15 protein-coding genes are annotated in these 16,509 nt (G+C 66.7%); 6 read left to right on the top strand and 9 right to left on the bottom strand.

Translation table 11 applies throughout. From position 1 onward, the window contains the following. Nucleotides 1-38 precede the first annotated feature (38 nt). Nucleotides 39-1,418: a leucyl aminopeptidase family protein gene (locus tag AC13D8_RS15375; protein ID WP_482969553.1), complete on the top strand. Its 1,380-nt coding sequence runs from the start codon at nucleotides 39-41 to the stop codon at nucleotides 1,416-1,418. Beyond that, on the top strand, nucleotides 1,415-2,164 hold the full coding sequence (locus tag AC13D8_RS15380) for a C40 family peptidase (protein ID WP_482969554.1): 750 nt from the start codon (nucleotides 1,415-1,417) through the stop codon (nucleotides 2,162-2,164). Before AC13D8_RS15375 ends, AC13D8_RS15380 begins: the two co-directional genes overlap by 4 nt. Here AC13D8_RS15380 and AC13D8_RS15385 read toward each other — a convergent pair. From AC13D8_RS15385 to AC13D8_RS15395, 3 genes are all read right to left on the bottom strand, one after another. Continuing rightward, entirely contained in the window at nucleotides 2,148-3,062 is a 915-nt protein-coding gene (locus AC13D8_RS15385; RefSeq protein WP_482969555.1) for a DMT family transporter, read from the bottom strand. The two genes, AC13D8_RS15380 and AC13D8_RS15385, sit on opposite strands and share 17 nt — an antisense overlap. Nucleotides 3,063-3,253: 191 nt before the next feature. Beyond that, the gene (locus AC13D8_RS15390) at nucleotides 3,254-4,885 is read right to left on the bottom strand and encodes an MFS transporter (protein WP_482969556.1); all 1,632 of its coding nucleotides are present in this window, start codon (nucleotides 4,883-4,885) and stop codon (nucleotides 3,254-3,256) included. Further along, nucleotides 4,882-5,556 carry a thiamine diphosphokinase gene (locus AC13D8_RS15395; protein ID WP_482969557.1) on the bottom strand — a complete coding sequence of 225 codons (675 nt, stop codon included), beginning with the start codon at nucleotides 5,554-5,556 and terminating at the stop codon, nucleotides 4,882-4,884. Before AC13D8_RS15395 ends, AC13D8_RS15390 begins: the two co-directional genes overlap by 4 nt. 148 nt (nucleotides 5,557-5,704) lie before the next feature. On the opposite strand from AC13D8_RS15395, the gene AC13D8_RS15400 reads away from it, so the two are divergent. Continuing rightward, nucleotides 5,705-7,717 (top strand): hypothetical protein, encoded by a 2,013-nt coding sequence (locus AC13D8_RS15400; protein ID WP_482969558.1) that lies wholly within the window; start codon nucleotides 5,705-5,707, stop codon nucleotides 7,715-7,717. A gap of 175 nt (nucleotides 7,718-7,892) precedes the next feature. On the opposite strand, the gene AC13D8_RS15405 is transcribed toward AC13D8_RS15400, so the two are convergent. The 6 genes from AC13D8_RS15405 to AC13D8_RS15430 all read right to left on the bottom strand — a co-directional run bounded on the left by AC13D8_RS15405 (nucleotide 7,893) and on the right by AC13D8_RS15430 (nucleotide 13,199). Next, a complete protein-coding gene (locus AC13D8_RS15405; protein ID WP_482969559.1) occupies nucleotides 7,893-8,177 on the bottom strand; it encodes a sll1863 family stress response protein in 285 nt (94 codons plus the stop codon). Between the two features lie 118 nt (nucleotides 8,178-8,295). Next, nucleotides 8,296-9,852, bottom strand: coding sequence for an alanine/glycine:cation symporter family protein (locus tag AC13D8_RS15410; RefSeq protein WP_482969560.1), 1,557 nt, complete (start codon nucleotides 9,850-9,852; stop codon nucleotides 8,296-8,298). A gap of 26 nt (nucleotides 9,853-9,878) precedes the next feature. Beyond that, the gene (locus AC13D8_RS15415) at nucleotides 9,879-10,313 is read right to left on the bottom strand and encodes a universal stress protein (protein ID WP_482969561.1); all 435 of its coding nucleotides are present in this window, start codon (nucleotides 10,311-10,313) and stop codon (nucleotides 9,879-9,881) included. A 200-nt stretch (nucleotides 10,314-10,513) separates the two neighbouring features. Further along, nucleotides 10,514-11,884, bottom strand: a complete 1,371-nt coding sequence (locus AC13D8_RS15420) for a glutamate--cysteine ligase (RefSeq protein WP_482969562.1) — start codon at nucleotides 11,882-11,884, stop codon at nucleotides 10,514-10,516. Nucleotides 11,885-11,949: 65 nt separating this feature from the next. Next, entirely contained in the window at nucleotides 11,950-12,474 is a 525-nt protein-coding gene (locus AC13D8_RS15425; RefSeq protein ID WP_482969563.1) for a hypothetical protein, read from the bottom strand. Next, nucleotides 12,471-13,199 (bottom strand): 16S rRNA (uracil(1498)-N(3))-methyltransferase, encoded by a 729-nt coding sequence (locus AC13D8_RS15430; protein ID WP_482969564.1) that lies wholly within the window; start codon nucleotides 13,197-13,199, stop codon nucleotides 12,471-12,473. Before AC13D8_RS15430 ends, AC13D8_RS15425 begins: the two co-directional genes overlap by 4 nt. Nucleotides 13,200-13,210: 11 nt before the next feature. Between AC13D8_RS15430 and ubiA the strand changes: the two genes are divergently transcribed. The 3 genes from ubiA to AC13D8_RS15445 are packed head-to-tail and all read left to right on the top strand — an operon-like array spanning nucleotide 13,211 to nucleotide 16,481. After that, nucleotides 13,211-14,176: a 4-hydroxybenzoate octaprenyltransferase gene (ubiA, locus tag AC13D8_RS15435; protein ID WP_482969565.1), complete on the top strand. Its 966-nt coding sequence runs from the start codon at nucleotides 13,211-13,213 to the stop codon at nucleotides 14,174-14,176. A gap of 57 nt (nucleotides 14,177-14,233) precedes the next feature. Further along, on the top strand, nucleotides 14,234-16,159 hold the full coding sequence (locus AC13D8_RS15440; protein WP_482969566.1) for an OmpA family protein: 1,926 nt from the start codon (nucleotides 14,234-14,236) through the stop codon (nucleotides 16,157-16,159). Then, the gene (locus AC13D8_RS15445) at nucleotides 16,146-16,481 is read left to right on the top strand and encodes a hypothetical protein (protein ID WP_129432696.1); all 336 of its coding nucleotides are present in this window, start codon (nucleotides 16,146-16,148) and stop codon (nucleotides 16,479-16,481) included. Before AC13D8_RS15440 ends, AC13D8_RS15445 begins: the two co-directional genes overlap by 14 nt. The last annotated feature ends 28 nt before the right edge of the window (nucleotides 16,482-16,509 follow it).

Below are 16,509 nucleotides of genomic sequence, written 5' to 3' on the forward strand. Positions count from 1 at the left end.
GCTAGGCTGCGGCAGAACCCCTGTCCCGGAGACCGCCGATGCCCCTTACCTTTGCCGATCCCGGCACGCCCGCCATCCCGCTGCATGTCATCACCGAGGACGCGCTAGAGACATGGCTCGCGGCACAGCCCGAGGCAACTGCACACTGGCTGCGCGCCACCGGGTTCACTGCCGCGCTTGGCCAGGCGGCACCGGTTCCCGACGGCGCGGGCGGCATCGCTCTCGCGGTGGCGGGCTACGGCACTGAGGCCGCCCGCGCGCGAGGGCGCTTTCACCTCGCCGCCGCCGCGACCGCGCTGCCCGAGGGCACTTACCGCATCGAGGGCCTGCCGCAAGAGGCGGAGGAGGTCGAGGCGCTCGGCTGGCTGTTGTCGCATTACGCCTTCGACCGCTACCGCGAGCAGGGTTCCGCGAAAGCGCGCCTCGTCGCCCCCGAGGGCGTGGATGCCGCCCGGCTCGAGGTGATCGCCGCCGGCGAGGCGCTGACCCGCGACCTCGTTAACACCCCCGCCGCCGACATGGGCCCCGATGCGCTCGAGACCGCCTGCACCGATCTTGCGGCCCGCTTTGGTGCCCGCGTCAAGGTGGTCTGCGGCGGCGACCTGATCGCGCAAAACTTCCCGATGATCCACGCGGTCGGGCGCGCCGCAGCACAGGCCCCCCGCCTCATCGACATGCGCTGGGGCGACGCGGGGCCCGCGCTTACCCTCGTCGGCAAGGGCGTGTGCTTCGACACCGGCGGGCTCAACCTCAAGCCCGGTAGCAGCATGGGGCTGATGAAGAAAGACATGGGCGGCGCGGCTACGGTGCTGGGGGTCGCGCAAATGATCATGACGCTTGGCCTGCCCCTGCGGCTGCGCGTTCTGATCCCCGCAGTGGAAAATGCCGTCAGCGCCACGGCCTTTCGCCCCGGCGACATCCTGACCGCGCGCAATGGCCTGACCGTGGAGGTGAACAACACCGATGCCGAAGGGCGGCTGGTGCTCGCCGATGCGCTGGCGCTTGGGGCCGAGGAGGCCCCCGACCTGATGGTCTCGATGGCCACGCTCACCGGCGCGGCGCGAGTGGCCGTCGGCCCTGATCTCGCGCCCTACTACACCGACGATTCGCGGCTTGCTGCCGCGCTCGATAGGGCAGCGGAAAAGGTTGCCGACCCGGTCTGGCGCATGCCCTTCCACGCCCCCTACGAGGCGATGATCGAGCCGGGGATTGCCGATCTCGACAACGCACCTTCGGGCGGTATGGCGGGCTCGATCACCGCCGCGCTGTTCCTGCGCCGCTTCGCGGGCGGCCTGCCCTACACCCATTTCGACATCTACGCATGGCAGCCCAAGCCCGCGCCCGCCCGGCCCAAGGGCGGCGTCGGCATGGGCGCGCGCGCACTGCTCGAGGCGCTGCCCGAGGTGCTGGGGCTATGAGCGAGACGCGCCTCATCGGCTGGCCGCTGGTCGATCTGTGCCGCGCGCCGAACGGTCCGCGTGACCGGCAGCTTTTGATGGGCGAGGCGGTCACTGTGCGGGGGCACCGCGATGGCTGGGCCGAGGTCACGGCGCAGCGCGACGGCTATCCCGGTTTCGTGCCGGACGCTGCCCTGACCGGAGGGCGGATGACGCACTGGGTCTGCGCGCGCGCCACCCATCTCTACCCCGCCCCGGATTTCAAAAGCCGCGAGCGTGCGATGCTCAGCCTGGGCGCGCGGCTGGAAGTGCGCGGCGAGACGGACCGCTTTGCCAAGACGCCACACGGGTTCGCCCCGCGCGCGCATCTCGCCCCGCTGGACGTGCCCGAGACCGATCCCGTCGCGGTGGCCGAGCGGCTCTTGGGCACACCCTATCTCTGGGGTGGTAATTCCGCCCTCGGCATCGATTGCTCGGGGCTGGTGCAGGTGGCTTGCCTCGCCTGCGCCCTGCCTTGTCCCGGCGACAGTGCCGAGCAGGAGGCCGCGCTCGGACACCCGCTGTCCGAGAACGCCCCTCTGCAACGCGGCGACCTGCTGTTCTGGCGCGGCCATGTTGCCTGGGTCGTGGACCCTGACACGTTGATCCACGCCAACGCCCATCACATGGCGGTGGCCTACGAGCCGCTGCCCGACGCCATCGCCCGCATCGAGGCACAAGGCGACGGCCCGGTGACCGCACGTAAACGTCTCAGGGCTGCGGGGTAGGCCGCCGCTCCAGGTGACGCTCGCGTAGGAACACGAACAGTCCCGAGGCCACGATAAGCACGATCCCCGCCACGCTTAGCCCGTCAGGCAGATCGCCGAAGATGTAGAAACCCAACACCGTGGCGCTGACGATTTCCAGGTATTGCAACGGTGCCAGCAGCGAGGCGGGTGCCAGCGACAGCGCGAAGCTCAGGCAGACGTGGCTCAGCGTTGCCACCACACCCAGCGCCACCAGCAGGCGCAGCATGTCGGGCGCCGGCCAGCTTGCATCGAGCGGATCAAAGCCGCTGCCCTTGAAGACCCAAAGAAGCGGCGCGGCCAGCGCCAGCGCCGCGAGCCCGGTATAGACCTGAAGCGTGATCGGGTGCATCCGCGTGGCCATCTGCCGCGTCAGGATCATGTAGAAGGCGAAACAAAGCGCCGTCACCAGCGGCAGGAACGCCACCGCCCCCACCTCCTGAAAAGACGGCTGGATGATGAGCAGCGCGCCCGCGAACCCCACGCCGCAGGCGATGTAGCGGCGCGGGCCGATGGGCTCGCCCAGAAGCAGGCCGCCCAGCAGCGTCAGGATGAACGGCTCGACGAAGAAGATGGCAATCGCATCGGCAATCGGCATGAAGCGCAGCGCGGTGAAGAAAAAGGCCGTGGCCACCAGCAAGAGCGCGCCGCGGAGAAGGTGGAGCCCGATCTCGCGTCGCCCGGGTCGATGCAGCCAACCGAAGGCCATTGCCACGGGCAGGAGCAGACCCGCCTGGAACAGGAATCGCGTGGCCGCCACCAGCCCCACGGCGACCGCCCCGCCGATGAGCTTGGCAAAACTGTCCTGGAGCGGAGCCAGAACGCAGAACCCGATCATCAGAAGGATGCCCAGCGACATCCGGCCCGCGTTGTCCATCATGCACCCTCCCCCGGAGTGCCCACCTTCACGAAAATCGTCTGGTTGTCAAAGCGAAGGGCGCACGGGCGGTTGGGGACAGGTTCGACCTCTGGATGGACGCATCGGCCTGGCATCATTGCGCGGCTACCCACAGGGTGCTCAAGGGGCCGCTTCAGTCTGATTGCCGGCCCACAACACTATGCGTTTCCCGCTCAATCCACGCTTCTGAGCCGCGAGCGCTGTACCAGAGCCACGGCCAGCAACGGGGCCGCCACGGTTATCGCGGTCACGACGATGAGCAGAAGGCCAAGCTGGCTGTAGTCGGCGGGCGTGGTAACGGCGCCGGTCTCGGGGTCGGTCACCTCACGGGTGACGACAAAGACCTGGTTGAGATACTTGGTCAGCAGCGACCCGGCAGAGAGCGCGAGATTTGTGAAGGACGCCATCACTGCGAAGAACGTGGCCTTGAGATCGTCGGGCGCGTTGCGCGCGATCCAGGCGAGCATCGGGATCATCGCGATCTGGCCCAGCGGCGATTCGATCGCTGTGTCGAGGATGGCGATGAAACGCGCATCGACGACGCCGCCGGTCAGCGCCGCTGTCACCTCCTGCACGCCGTAATAGAGCCCGATATTCGGCAGCGACAGGACGCCCCCTGCGACTGTCAGCGCCACCACGATCCAGACAATTGAATTGTTGGCCATGAGCGGGCGCAGGATCACCATACCCACCAGCGTCAGCATCGAGGTAATGAGCGACAGGATAGAGAGGAATTGCTGATCGAACCCCAGTTCGTCGATGGAGAACCAGGTATAGCCGTCACCGGGCCGCGGGGTGGCTCGGAAGATGAAGACGATGAGGGCCGTGCCGATCAGCGTGCGCGCCTGCGCGACCGGTAGCACGGCGACAAGCTGGCGCATCAGCAGAAGCACGATCGTCAGCGATCCGGCGAAGATGATCTCCTGCCCGTAGGCGATCTCGCTTAGCCCGACGGTGAGCGAGACCGCGACGAACCCCGCGCCGCCGATGAAATACCACGGGTTGGGTTTTGTATCCTCTCCCGGTCGCTCGAACAGCGTATCGGCCTCTGCCGGGCTCAGCCCGCCCCGGAGCAACCCCCGGCGCGCGCGCCATTTCTGCATCCCCGCCAGCACCACGCCCGAGACCGAGACCAGCGGGATCGCCAGCGCACTGAGGTAGATCGTGGCGTAGACCTGACGCTTGCCCTCGGCGTCCATCGCCTCGATCCCCGAGAACATGGTGATATTGAGCGCCGCCACCGCCACCGTCCCGAGGATCAGGGCAAAGCGGCCCAGCGTCTGCATCGTGGTGTGCAGGGCGCGCGACTCTTCCACCCCAATCTCACGACCGTCGGGGTCGATGCGCGGCACCGCCTCGACCGACATGGCGTCGGCCACAACGTCCTGGATCACGAGGCCCGAGGGCGCGAGCATGTAGGAGGCGATATACCACGCTGCCATCGGCATGATTGCGGTCATCATCTCGGTCTGCGTGAGCAGGAGGTACATGATGAGCACCGACAGCCCGACCAGACCCGCGCCGACATAGACCAGCAGCCATTTCCACCGCCAAATGATGTCCACGAGGTGTCCCAGCGGCATCTTGAGCGCCCAGGGAAGCCCCGCCCAGAAGGCGAGCCCTGCAAGGTAGGCGGCCGACAGGTCGAGATATTCCTTGACGAAGAAGGTGCCGACGATTGCCGTCAGCCCCGAGAACCCGGCGGCGAAATAAACCATGAGCGGCGGCAAAAAGGTCCATCGCATCTGCCGCGCCAGGTCGATTACCACCGCGTTGAACCAGCCTTTGCGCAGTGTCGTGCTCATGCCGGTTCCCAGGTCGCGGTGGCGGACATCAGGGCATGTGCCACGGTCTCCAGCATATTGCCCGGCAGCATGACCAGCATCTTGGGTGCGGTAACCGACAGGTTCAACGGCCCAACCGTGCGGTTCGAGGTGCCTACGCGTCCGTCGGGCGCGAAGTTGATCCCGCCGATCGGCCATTCCAGCCCGTCGGACGCTCCTTCCACCGCGCCCATCGGGAATAGCGACACGCGGCGACCCGGTTCGAGCGGCAGATCCAGTACCGGTGGGCAGAGAAACATGAGGTCATGCGCGCCCAGCAGCACGCAGCGCCGCCCGGCGTGGCGCACCAGCGAGTTGCACGCGGCCATCTGGTGGTCGAGCCGGTCGCCGGTGAAACCCAACCCCAGGATCAGCGGCGCGTCGATGTGCTTGAGACATTTGTCAAAATCGGTGCTATCCTGATCGTGCAGCGGATGCAGGATGTCATCGGGCAGGCGGGCGCGGGTGGCGGCGCTGATGCTGTCGAAATCGCCGATCACCGCGCGTGGCATAAGCCCGGCCTCAAGCGCTTTATCCGCACCACCATCGGCGGCCACCACCACGGGCGCGAGACTCAGGGCGGCATCAAGATCGGAGCGCGCCACACGCGCACCGCCGATCAGTGTGATTGCCTCCTTTTCGCGAACAATCATTTCCCGTCGCCATTATCGTTGCGTTAATACCTGCGATGACACAATCGGGCCACGAAATGATACAGTAAAGATCGAAGAATCGGGCCGCTTTGGTCGCGGAGGGTATGGTAAACACTGTCTTTGCAGACAAGCAAAGTGAGCATTTGACATGGTTGGTTCCAGTAAGATCCTGACGGTTTCCTACGGCACGTTTTCGTGCACGCTGGAAGGGTTTGACGAGTCGTTCGAGACGATGAAGGCGATTGCCGAGTATTTCCGGGATCTTGCCGCCGATGACCGCTATTTCGGGGCCGAGCCCCCGACACCCGATGCCGACATGCTGGCGCGTATCGCCGAGCGTGAGATTGCGCGCCGGGTCGAGGCGCATGAACATGAGGGCCGGATTGTCCTGCGTGCGCAGGACAACGCGACCGTGGGCAAGGCGCTCGCCGACGCGCTGAGCGCTGCACCCGGAGCGGAGACCGCTCCCGAGCCGGGGGCTGTGTCCGGGGAGGACTCCTCTCCTGATGAGAATAGCGCTGCCGAGGAAGAAATTGCACCTGAGATGGAGACCGCGGCAGAGGAGCAGCCCACACCCGAAGAAGACCTTGCAGCCGACACGACGGACACACTCGAATCCGAGGCCGAAACCGAGACGGAGGGCCCGGAAAAGGACGCCGTGACGCTTGACGCGCTGCAGCCCGAAGGTCTCGAGCGCGAAGACGAGTTTCCGGCACCCGAGACAAATCGGGAAGAGACCGCGAAGCCGCTGGTGCAGCAGGCGGATGATGCGGGTGTAGCCCCGCCTGCCACCGGGACCGATGATCTAAGCGCGCGGCTCGACCTCATCCGCTCGGTGGTTGGCGCGTCGAACACCTATGACGAGGACGAACATGCCCAGGACTTTGCGGACACCGCCGCGTCAGGGCCGATTGCATGGGACGAGGTGGATGAGAACGACGACGCCACGGCCCCCACCGGACAGGAGACCGCGACCGCACCGCCTGAGGCGAACGAGGATGCAGATCCCCGGGATGAACGCGACGCATCCGCAGCAGAAACACCGGCGCCCGAGACGGCGGTGGCGCGGGATATGGACAGCCTGTTCGAGGACACGCTTGCCGCGCTCCTCGCAGATGCCACGCCGGTGGATGCGCAGGCCGGGGCTGCGACTGAACCGGAGACGGACACCGACGAGACCGGTGATGCGGCCCCGCCTGACGCCGATGACCGGCGCGGTGCGCGGGTGTTCAAGGTAAGCCGCGCCGATGTCGAGACCGCACGCGAGGGCGGGCTTCTAGACTCGCCGGACGAGGCAGGCGAGGACACGGTCAACATCTTCGGCGACGAGGCTGACGCGCTCAGCCCCGAGGACGAGGCAGAACTGCAACGCGAACTCGCGAGCCTGGATGCAGAGCTTGGCGAGGAGATCGAGGCGGAGGATGAGGTGGAGACCTGGGACGAACCGAACGTCGCCAGGGACGACCCCACGCCCGATGCCGAACCTGCGCAGGCGAAGGGCGGGAAACGGACCGAGGTGTCGCGGATTTTCGACGAGACCGACAGCCATATGGCTGATCCCGGCTCGATGCGGCGACGCAACACGATCCAGCACCTGCGCGCCGCGCTCGCCGCCACCCGCGCCGAGAAGGCCGCGGGTGCGGACCTGGAGAAGAAGGTGGACGCCTCGCCCTATCGCGGCGATCTCGACGCTGCCGTTCGACCGCGTCGGGCGATGCCTGCCCCCGATGCCCCGCGCGGCACCCGCCCCGAAGAGCCGCGCCCGGCGCCGCTCAAGCTGGTGGCCGAACAGCGCGTGGATACGGCGCGCACCCCGGTGCGTCCGCGTCGGGTGGCCGCCGCGGCGCGGTCCGAGGTGGTCGAGGCGCAGGACAAGGGCTTTTCCACCTTTGCCGAGGAATTGGGCGCGACCGATCTGCCCGACCTGCTCGAGGCTGCGGCCGCCTATCTCGCCGATGTCGAAGGCCGCAGCCAGTTCTCGCGGCCGATGTTGATGGGCAAGCTGCGCGAGATCGACGAAGAGGGTTTTTCGCGCGAAGACGGGCTGCGCTCATTCGGGCAGCTCTTGCGCGAAGGCAAACTGCAAAAGCTCTCGGGCGGGCGGTTTGCCGTGACCGAGGAGACCGAGTTCCGCGCGGCGGCGCGGCTTCGAGCCGGCTGAGTACAGTGGAGCGGCGACGCCGGAACCCCCGCCGTCCTGGCGGGTGGGCCACGCGTGTGCTTGGTTCGACATCGCAGAGCGCGTGTGCCTTGACCGTCCGTGTTCCTGCGCCCGGCCCCCTTTGTCTCGCGCGTTCAGCCGGATGAGAGCCTGGCCCGCGCGCGGGCAGGATACCCTAGCCGAACCGGCTCCATGCCGATTTCATGGCCGTCGCCATGTCGTCCCAAGCCTTGTCGGCACCGGTCTTGAAGTCCTGCCAAGCATCGGCGCCGGCGGCGTGGATTTTCCGGTACTGGGTCTCCATCTCGTCTCGCTTCTCGCGCAGCTCGCGGATCTGCTCCTGATACTTGCCCTGCATGTCGGCTGTTGCCTCTCGGGCCTGCGCCTGCAACTTCTCGATCTCGGCCTGCCACTGGTCGAGCTGTGCCTGCAGTTTTTTCTCGTATGTGTCTTTCTCCATGATGCACTCTCCTTGGTCTGGTTGCTCATCATACGCGATACGTATGCAGCTTTGACGAATATGAAAGGGGCCGCCGGTTTCCCCGGCGGCCCCACGGCGCGTGTCACGCGACGCGCTGTCAGATGAACTTCTTGATTTCGCCCGAGCGCAGCCGCGACATGTAGCTGTCGAGCTCGCGCTTGACGATCGGCATCAGGAAGTAGAGGCCGATGATGTTGACCACCGCCATCGCAAAGATCGCCGCGTCGGAGAAGTCGATCACCGGGCCAAGCTGTGCCGCCGCCCCGATCACCACGAAGACGCAGAAGATCACCTTGAACACCAGTTCCTTGGTGTCGCCCTCGCCGAACAGGTAGGTCCAGGCCTTGAGGCCGTAATAGGACCAGGTGATCATCGTCGAGAAGGCAAAGAGCACCACCGCCAGTGCCAGCACGTAGGGGAACCAGCCGATGGCGCTGCCGAAGGCCGCCGAGGTGAGGCCAACGCCCGAGGTGCCGCCAACGGTCTGCACGCCGTTGCCCGCCTCGTTGAGCAGGTAGAGGCCGGTCTGCGGGTCGGTGACAAGCTGCTGGGTGATGATGATGACCAACGCCGTCATGGTACAGATCACGACGGTGTCGATGAACGGCTCCAGGAGCGAGACCAGCCCTTCGGTGATCGGCTCCTTGGTCTTGACAGCCGAGTGGGCGATGGCCGCCGAGCCGACGCCCGCCTCGTTCGAGAACGCCGCCCGTTTGAAGCCCTGGATCAGTGCACCGACCATGCCGCCCGCGACACCGAGCCCGGTGAAGGCGCCGGCGAAGATCTGGCCGAAGGCCCAGCCGATCAGGTGATAGTTCATCGCGATGATGACGAGCGCGGTGCCGACATAGAGGATGCCCATGAACGGCACCACCTTTTCGGTCACGCGGGCGATGGATTTGATCCCGCCGACGATTACCGCGAACACGAGCCCGGCAAAGACCAGCCCGGTGATCCAGCCGGGATACTGCCCGACCACGCCGGTGATCTGCTGGTGCGCCTGGTTGGCCTGGAACATGTTGCCGCCGCCCAGCGCGCCGAGGATGCAGAAGATCGAGAACAGCACCGCGAGGATCTTGCCACCCGGCAGGCCGTGTTCTGCAAACCCCTTGGAGAGGTAGTACATCGGGCCGCCCGAGACGCGCCCGTCGGGATATTCGTTGCGGTATTTCACCCCGAGCGTACATTCGGTGAATTTCGACGCCATGCCCATCAGGCCCGCGAGGATCATCCAGAAGGTGGCCCCCGGTCCGCCGATGCTGACCGCCACCGCGACACCGGCGATGTTGCCGAGGCCCACGGTCCCCGAGAGCGCCGTGGCGAGCGCCTGGAAGTGGCTCACCTCACCCGCGTCGTCGGGATCGGAATAGTCGCCCTTTACCAACGAGATGGCATGGCCGACGGCGCGGAACTGAACAAAGCCGAAATAGAGCGTGAAAACGGTGGCACCCACCACCAGCCACATCACGATCCACGGAAACGAGGTGCCGGGGAAATTCGAGAAGATGAGGCCGACGAACCAGCCGGTCGAGTCGGCAAAAATCTGGTTCACCTTGTCGTCGAGCGATATCGCCTGTTGCTGTGCAAAGGCCGGTGCGCCCACGAGCGCCAGCCCCGCCGCGGCCAGCGCCGCGGAGAATATGTTCTTGTTCATAATTTTGATCCCTGTTGTTGATCCGATCACGGCACGATGGTGCAGGGCACCGGTGCGGTCTGCACCAGCGTTCCCGCGACCGAGCCAAAGATGCGTGCCTCGAGCGCCGAGGAACCCTCGCGCCCAACGATGATCTGCACCGCCCCCGTCTCGGTGGCGATCTTGCCGAGCATCTCGGCGATGTTGCCGTAGCGGATCACCGTTTCCACCGAAACACCGCTGTCGGTCAATTCCGCGACGACCGGCCCGAGCACCGCCTCTTCGGCGCGCTCCATTTCCTCGCGGCGGCGCATGTGCCGCTCCTCGAGCTCGGAAGGTGTGAGAAACGAATATGGCGACCATTCGAGCACATGCGCCAGGACGATCGCACCGCCCTGCGCCTTTGCCCGCGCGACCGCGAACTCCAATGCGCGTCGCGCCGCGACACTGCCGTCGTAGCCGACGACGAATTTATCGGACATCTGTAGACTCCCTCGTAGTTGCGTCATCCGGACTCGTATGTGACCCGGTAGTTGAAATTAGCAGAACCCCGCGTCACGATTGTCCCGAAATCGACCGGTTATCAGTCCGAACGCGCTTGAATCCGGCCGGTTCGCGCGCCAGATGAAAGGAAATTCGATTTTTTGAGAACTGATGCCTGCGGCGTGCTGTCGCGCGACGTTCAGTAGCTGTAATCGGCGTAGATGCGACTCAGGTCGCCTTGCCAGTCACCGTGGTAGCGCTCGAGCAACTCGTCGGCAGGGGTCTTGCCAGTCTCCACGCTCTCGCGCAGCGTGCCGAGGAAATGCGTCTCGTCGGGGATCATCCCACCGCCGCCGGCGCGCCCGCGCGCGCGCAGCCCCGCCTCGGCGATGTCGAGCACCTCGCGCGCGAGGTCGTGCATCGCGATGTCGCCGGCCCGCGCCTGAAGCCCATCGACGCTCGCGGCCACGCGCAGCGCCTCACGGGTCTCGGCGGTCCAGGATTTGCACAGGTCCCAGGCCGCGTCGAGCGCACCCTGGTCATACATCAGACCCACCCAGAAGGCCGGGAGCGCGCAGAGCCTGCGCCACGGGCCGCCATCGGCGCCGCGCATCTCCATGAATTGCTTGATCCGCGCCTCGGGGAAAATTGTGGTGAGGTGATCGGCCCAATCGGACATCGTGGGTTTCTCGCCGGGCAGGGCGGGCAGTTCCCCGCGCAGGAAATCGCGAAAGGATTGGCCCAGCGCGTCGTGATAGACGCCGTCGCGATAGACAAAATACATCGGCACATCGAGCGCGTAATCGGCATAGGCCTCAAACCCGAACCCGTCGTCGAAGACAAATGGCAGCATGCCCGTCCGGTCCGGGTCGAGATCGCGCCAGACGCGGGCCCGCCACGACTTGTGGCCGTTGGGCTTGCCCTCGAAAAACGGCGAATTGGCAAAGAGCGCGGTGGCGACTGGTTGCAGGGCGAGGGCCACGCGGAACTTTTGCACCATGTCCGCCTCGGAGCCGAAATCGAGATTCACCTGCACGGTGCAGGTGCGATACATCATGGTTTTACCCATCGTGCCGACGCGGTCCATGTAATCGGTCATCAGCCGGTAGCGCCCCTTGGGCATGACCGGCATCTCCTCGTGCCGCCAGATCGGCGCGGCCCCCAGCCCGATAAAGCCAACGCCCACCTTGTCGGCAATGTCTTTTACATCCGCCAAGTGCTCGTTCACCTCGTCACAGGTCTGGTGGATGTTTTCGAGCGGCGCGCCGGACAGTTCCAGTTGTCCGCCCGGTTCCAGGCTCACGTTGGCGCCATCCTTTTCCAGCCCGATGAGCTTGCCGGCCTCCTCGACCGGGGCCCAGCCGTGCCCGTCGCGCAGCCCTTCCAGCACGGCGAGGATCGAGCGGCGGCCCTCGTAGGGCAGGGGGCGCAGGGTGTCGCGGCAATAGCCAAACTTCTCGTGCTCGGTGCCGATACGCCAATCGTCGTGTGGCTTGCAGCCGCTTTCGAGATATTCTGCCAGTTGCGCGTGGTGCTCGATCGGCCCGCCGCCGGATTGGGGAATGGACATGCGCGGGCCTCCTGCGCGGTGTGCTTCGGTTAGGGGGTCAGAGTTGGCGGCATTCGGCGCGGGTGTCAATGCAGCCTTGGTCGCTTAGCCCCCCGGCCTGCTCGTTCCCACAGAAGGTGCTGGCCGGGCGCGGGACGGCGCATCGCCGCCACGACCTGTCCGCTGCGCAGCCCCGGCAGCGTGGCGAAAGCGTCGAACAACGCGTCCGCCCCCTCGGCATCGAGCGGGATCGCGAGATCGGGCTGGCCGGGCTGCGACAGCAGCCAGCGGCGCGTCCCGTTTGCATCCAGCACGAGCGCGGTCATTTCCGACAGCGCGACCGCGCCGCCGGTCTGCGGTCCGAGATAGGCTATGAGCCCCTCGTCGATCACCACCACGCCGGGCCCGCCCGCCCCGGTGCGAAAGCGCGCGCGCTGCACCCCGGCGAGCCCCAGCGCCACCGCCACCGCGATAAGCACCCAGCCCAGCGCCTGCACGATCCCGGTGCCGCCCAGCACCCACCAAAGCCCCAGAATGCCGGCCCCCGTCCCCGCCAGCACCTCGCGCCAGCGCCAGAGCGCGGCGCGCGCCTGCGGGCGGATAAGGCTCATGTCCAGTCCCCGCAGGTCGTCTGCCATAGCGTGAGCGCCGCGACGGCGGCGGTATCCGCGCGCAGGATGCGCGGCCCCAGGGCCACCGGGTGGGCAAAGGGCAGGGCTGAGAGGCGGGCGCGCTCGGCGTCGGAAAAGCCGCCTTCAGGGCCGATCAGCACGGCCCATGGCTGCCCTCGCCCGTCACGGGGCAGGGCGCAGGCACCGCCTGCAAGCGCCTCGTCGCAGAACATCAGGCGGCGGTTCGCGGGCCAATCCGCGAGCAGTGAATCGAGCCTGTGCAGGCCAGTCACCTCGGGAACATAGGTGCCGCCGCATTGCTCGGCGGCTTCGACGGCGTGCGCCTGCAACCGGTCCTGCCGGACACGCTCGGAATTGGTGAAATCGGTCTGCACCGGCAGGATGCGCGCGGCCCCCATCTCGGCGGCCTTTTCCACGATGAAATCGGTTCGTGCCTTCTTGATCGGCGCGAACAGCAGCCACAGGTCCGGCGGGTCGCGCTGCGGCGCGGTCTGCGTCTCGCAGGCGAGCGTGCCGCCGCGCTTGCCGGCCTCGGTGACGGTGGCCCGCCATTCGCCATCGCGCCCGTTGAACACGGCAACGCCGTCGTCCGGGCCGAGCCGCATCACCGAAAAGAGGTAATGCGCCTGCGCGCGGTCGAGAGACAGGGTTTGCCCTTCCCCCAGCGGGTGCTCTACATACAGCCTGATCCGCGATCCACTCATGGGGTTAGCATATGAGCGCAGCAAACCGGACACCAGAGGCCGAAGGCACCGTGGCCGATGCCTATCGGGGCAATTGGGTGGATCGCTATGCCCCTGCCGCCGCGCGCCCCTACCTGCGGCTCAGCCGCGCAGATCGACCGATCGGTACCTGGCTGTTGCTGCTGCCGTGCTGGTGGGGGCTGGTGCTGGCGATGCTGGCCGACGGGCGCGCGGGCTGGTTTGACGCGTGGATTTTCGCGGGCTGCGCCATTGGCGCGTTTCTGATGCGCGGGGCGGGCTGCACCTGGAACGACATCACCGACCGAGACATCGACGGGTCGGTGACGCGCACCGCCTCGCGGCCCATCCCCTCGGGGCAGGTGGGGGTGCGCGGCGCGCTGGCGTGGATGTGCGCGCAGTCCCTCGTGGCGTTCGCCATCCTGCTCACGTTCAACGCGGCGGCCATCGCGCTCGGGGTTCTCGCCCTCCTGCCGGTGGCGGTCTATCCCTTTGCCAAGCGGTTCACCTGGTGGCCGCAAATCTTCCTCGGGCTCGCCTTCAACTGGGGTGCGCTTCTTGCGTGGACGGCGCATTCCGGGCGGCTCGAGGCACCGGCGGTGGTGCTCTACCTCGCGGGGATCGCGTGGACGCTTTTCTACGACACGATCTATGCCCATCAGGACGCCGAGGATGACGCGCTGATAGGGGTGAAATCCACTGCGCGGCTATTTGGCGACGACTCGCCGCGCTGGTTGCGGCGGTTTCTCGTGGCCTGCGTGCTCCTGATGATGGTGGCGGTGATTCTTGCCGCGCCTGCAGGGCGGCCCGTGGCGCTGGTCGTGGCCTTGTGCGGGGTCTGGGCGATGGGCTGGCACCTCTTCGGGCAGTTGCGGCGGCTGCGGCTCGATGACAACGCGCGGCTGTTGGCGCTTTTCCGCTCGAATCGCAATGCGGGGCTGCTGCCTTTGCCGTTTTTCGCCGTCGCGCTGCTGGCGTGATTGCGCTCCGGGCTTGCGGTGCCTAGAACACAGGCGAGTGCAACGACACGAGGTCGCATGTCCTGGCGCCTGTCCACTATCTTTTCCATCGGCGGAGCCTTTGCAGGGGCCGCCGCGCTGTCCATGCTGGCCGCCGGCTTTGCGGTGAGTGCCATCGAGGACGGCTCGCGCCGCGCGGTGCGCGATGCGCTCGACGCGCAAGGCATGGTCTGGGCCGAGGTGGGCACTGACGGGTTGCAGGTGTTCCTCGCCGGGACCGCGCCGGACGAAGCCGCGCGCTTTGCCGCGCTGTCTGTCGCAGGCCAGGTGGTCGATGCTACAAGGGTGATCGACCAGACCGTGGTGGAAGAGGCCGAGCCGCTCGCGCCGCCGCAATTCGCCATCGAGATACTGCGCAACGAACGGGGCATTTCGCTCATCGGGCTGGTGCCCGCCGCGCTTGACCGACAAGAACTTCTCGAGGATATCGCGCAGGCGACGGACGGGGCGCCGGTCGCCGACCTGCTCGATGCTGCCGATTACCCGGCGCCTGAGAGCTGGCAGCCCGCGTTGCGCCACGCGTTGCACGCGCTCGGCAGCCTGCCACGCAGCAAGATATCGGTGACCGCCGAGCGCGTTTCAGTCACGGCCATGGTCGACAGCGCCGAGGAAAAGCGACGCATCGAGACCGATCTGGCGCGGCGCAGCCCCGAGGATGTGCGCCTCGCTCTGGATATTTCCGCGCCGCGCCCGGTGATCACGCCGTTCACGCTGCGCTTTGTCATCGACGAACGTGGTGCGCGCTTTGACGCCTGTTCAGCCGATACCGAGGAGGCGCGAGAGCACATCCTGCGCGCCGCCGCGCGTGCGGGGCAGGAGGGGCGCGCGGAATGCGTTGTCGGCATGGGCGTGCCGTCGCCGCACTGGGCGCGCGCTGTCGAACAGGCGATCGACGCGCTGGCGCGTCTCGGAGCGGGCAGCGTCACGCTCACCGATGCAGATATCTCCCTGCTGGCACAGCCGGGCACCGATCAGGCGCTGTTCGACGACGTGGTTGGCACGCTCGAAGGGGCGTTGCCGGAGGTTTTCGCGCTCGATGCCACGCTGCCGCCCCCACCTGACGAGAAGAGCGCGCCGGTGGTGCAGGAGTTCATCGCGACGCTGTCGCCCGAGGGGCAGGTGCTGTTGCGTGGGCGCATCGGCAGCGCGCGGATGCGCGACACCGCGACGAGCCTGGCTCAGGCGCGTTTTGCCGCGGATGCGGTGCATGTGACCGCGCGTGTGGCCGAGGGGCTTCCGAAGGACTGGCCGACGCGCGTGCTACTCGCCATCGAGGCACTCTCGCATCTCAACAGCGGTGCGGTGACGGTGACGCCTGATTCCGCCATGGTGCGCGGCAAGTCGGGGCGCAAGGAAGCAGGCACCGTCATAGCGCAGCTCCTGGTCGACAGGCTGGGCAGCAGCGAGCCGTTCGATCTTGACGTGACCTATGTCGAGCAGCTCGACGCCGTGGCCGCGCTGCCCACGCCCGAGGAGTGCGAGGCGCGCATCGCTGCGGTGCAGGATGACCGCAAGATAGGGTTCGAGCCGGGATCGGCGCGGATCGACGGAACGGGAGCCACGATTCTCGACGAGATCGCCGAGATCCTCAAGGAATGCGGCGAGATCCGCATGGAGGTGGCGGGCCATACCGACAGCCAGGGTCGCGAGGAGATGAACGCCCGGCTGAGCCTTGAGCGGGCGCGCGCGGTGCTCGACGAATTGCGCCTGCGCAGGGTGCTTACCTCCGGGCTTGAGGCGAAGGGCTATGGCGAGAGCAGGCCAATCGCCGACAACGACACCGAGGAGGGCCGCGAAACCAACCGCCGCATCGAATTTCGCCTGATCCGGCCCGATCCCGCCCCCGAGGAGCAAACGGGCCTTGAAAGCGCCGAGGATACGGGGGACAAGGAGGAACGGAAAGAAGAGGCCGGTCAGGACAGCACCGCCGATGAACAGAACTGAATTCATCATCGCGACCGCGATCGTGCTCTTCGTGGCATTCTGCGTAGGCTGGTTCGCCAACTGGCTGATACACCGTTTCGTGCGGGTGCAGCCCTCTGAGGTGGGCGAACTCGAGCGTCTCGCGCAGGAATTGCACGAGGCCGAGGAAACGCGCGACCAGGCGATCACCTACCTGCAACAGCGCGAAGCCGAACTGACCAATCAGCTCAGCCAGACCGAGGCCGAACTCTCGGCTACGATGGAGGGGCTGCGCGAGGCCCGCTACGAGGCCGAGCAGTTGCGCGTCCATCTGGAAAAGATCACCCGGCAGGCCGCCGAGTAAGACGGTAAGGCCGGACAAGAAAAAAGGG

It is taken from the genome of Roseovarius sp. B-10 (assembly GCF_056859295.1).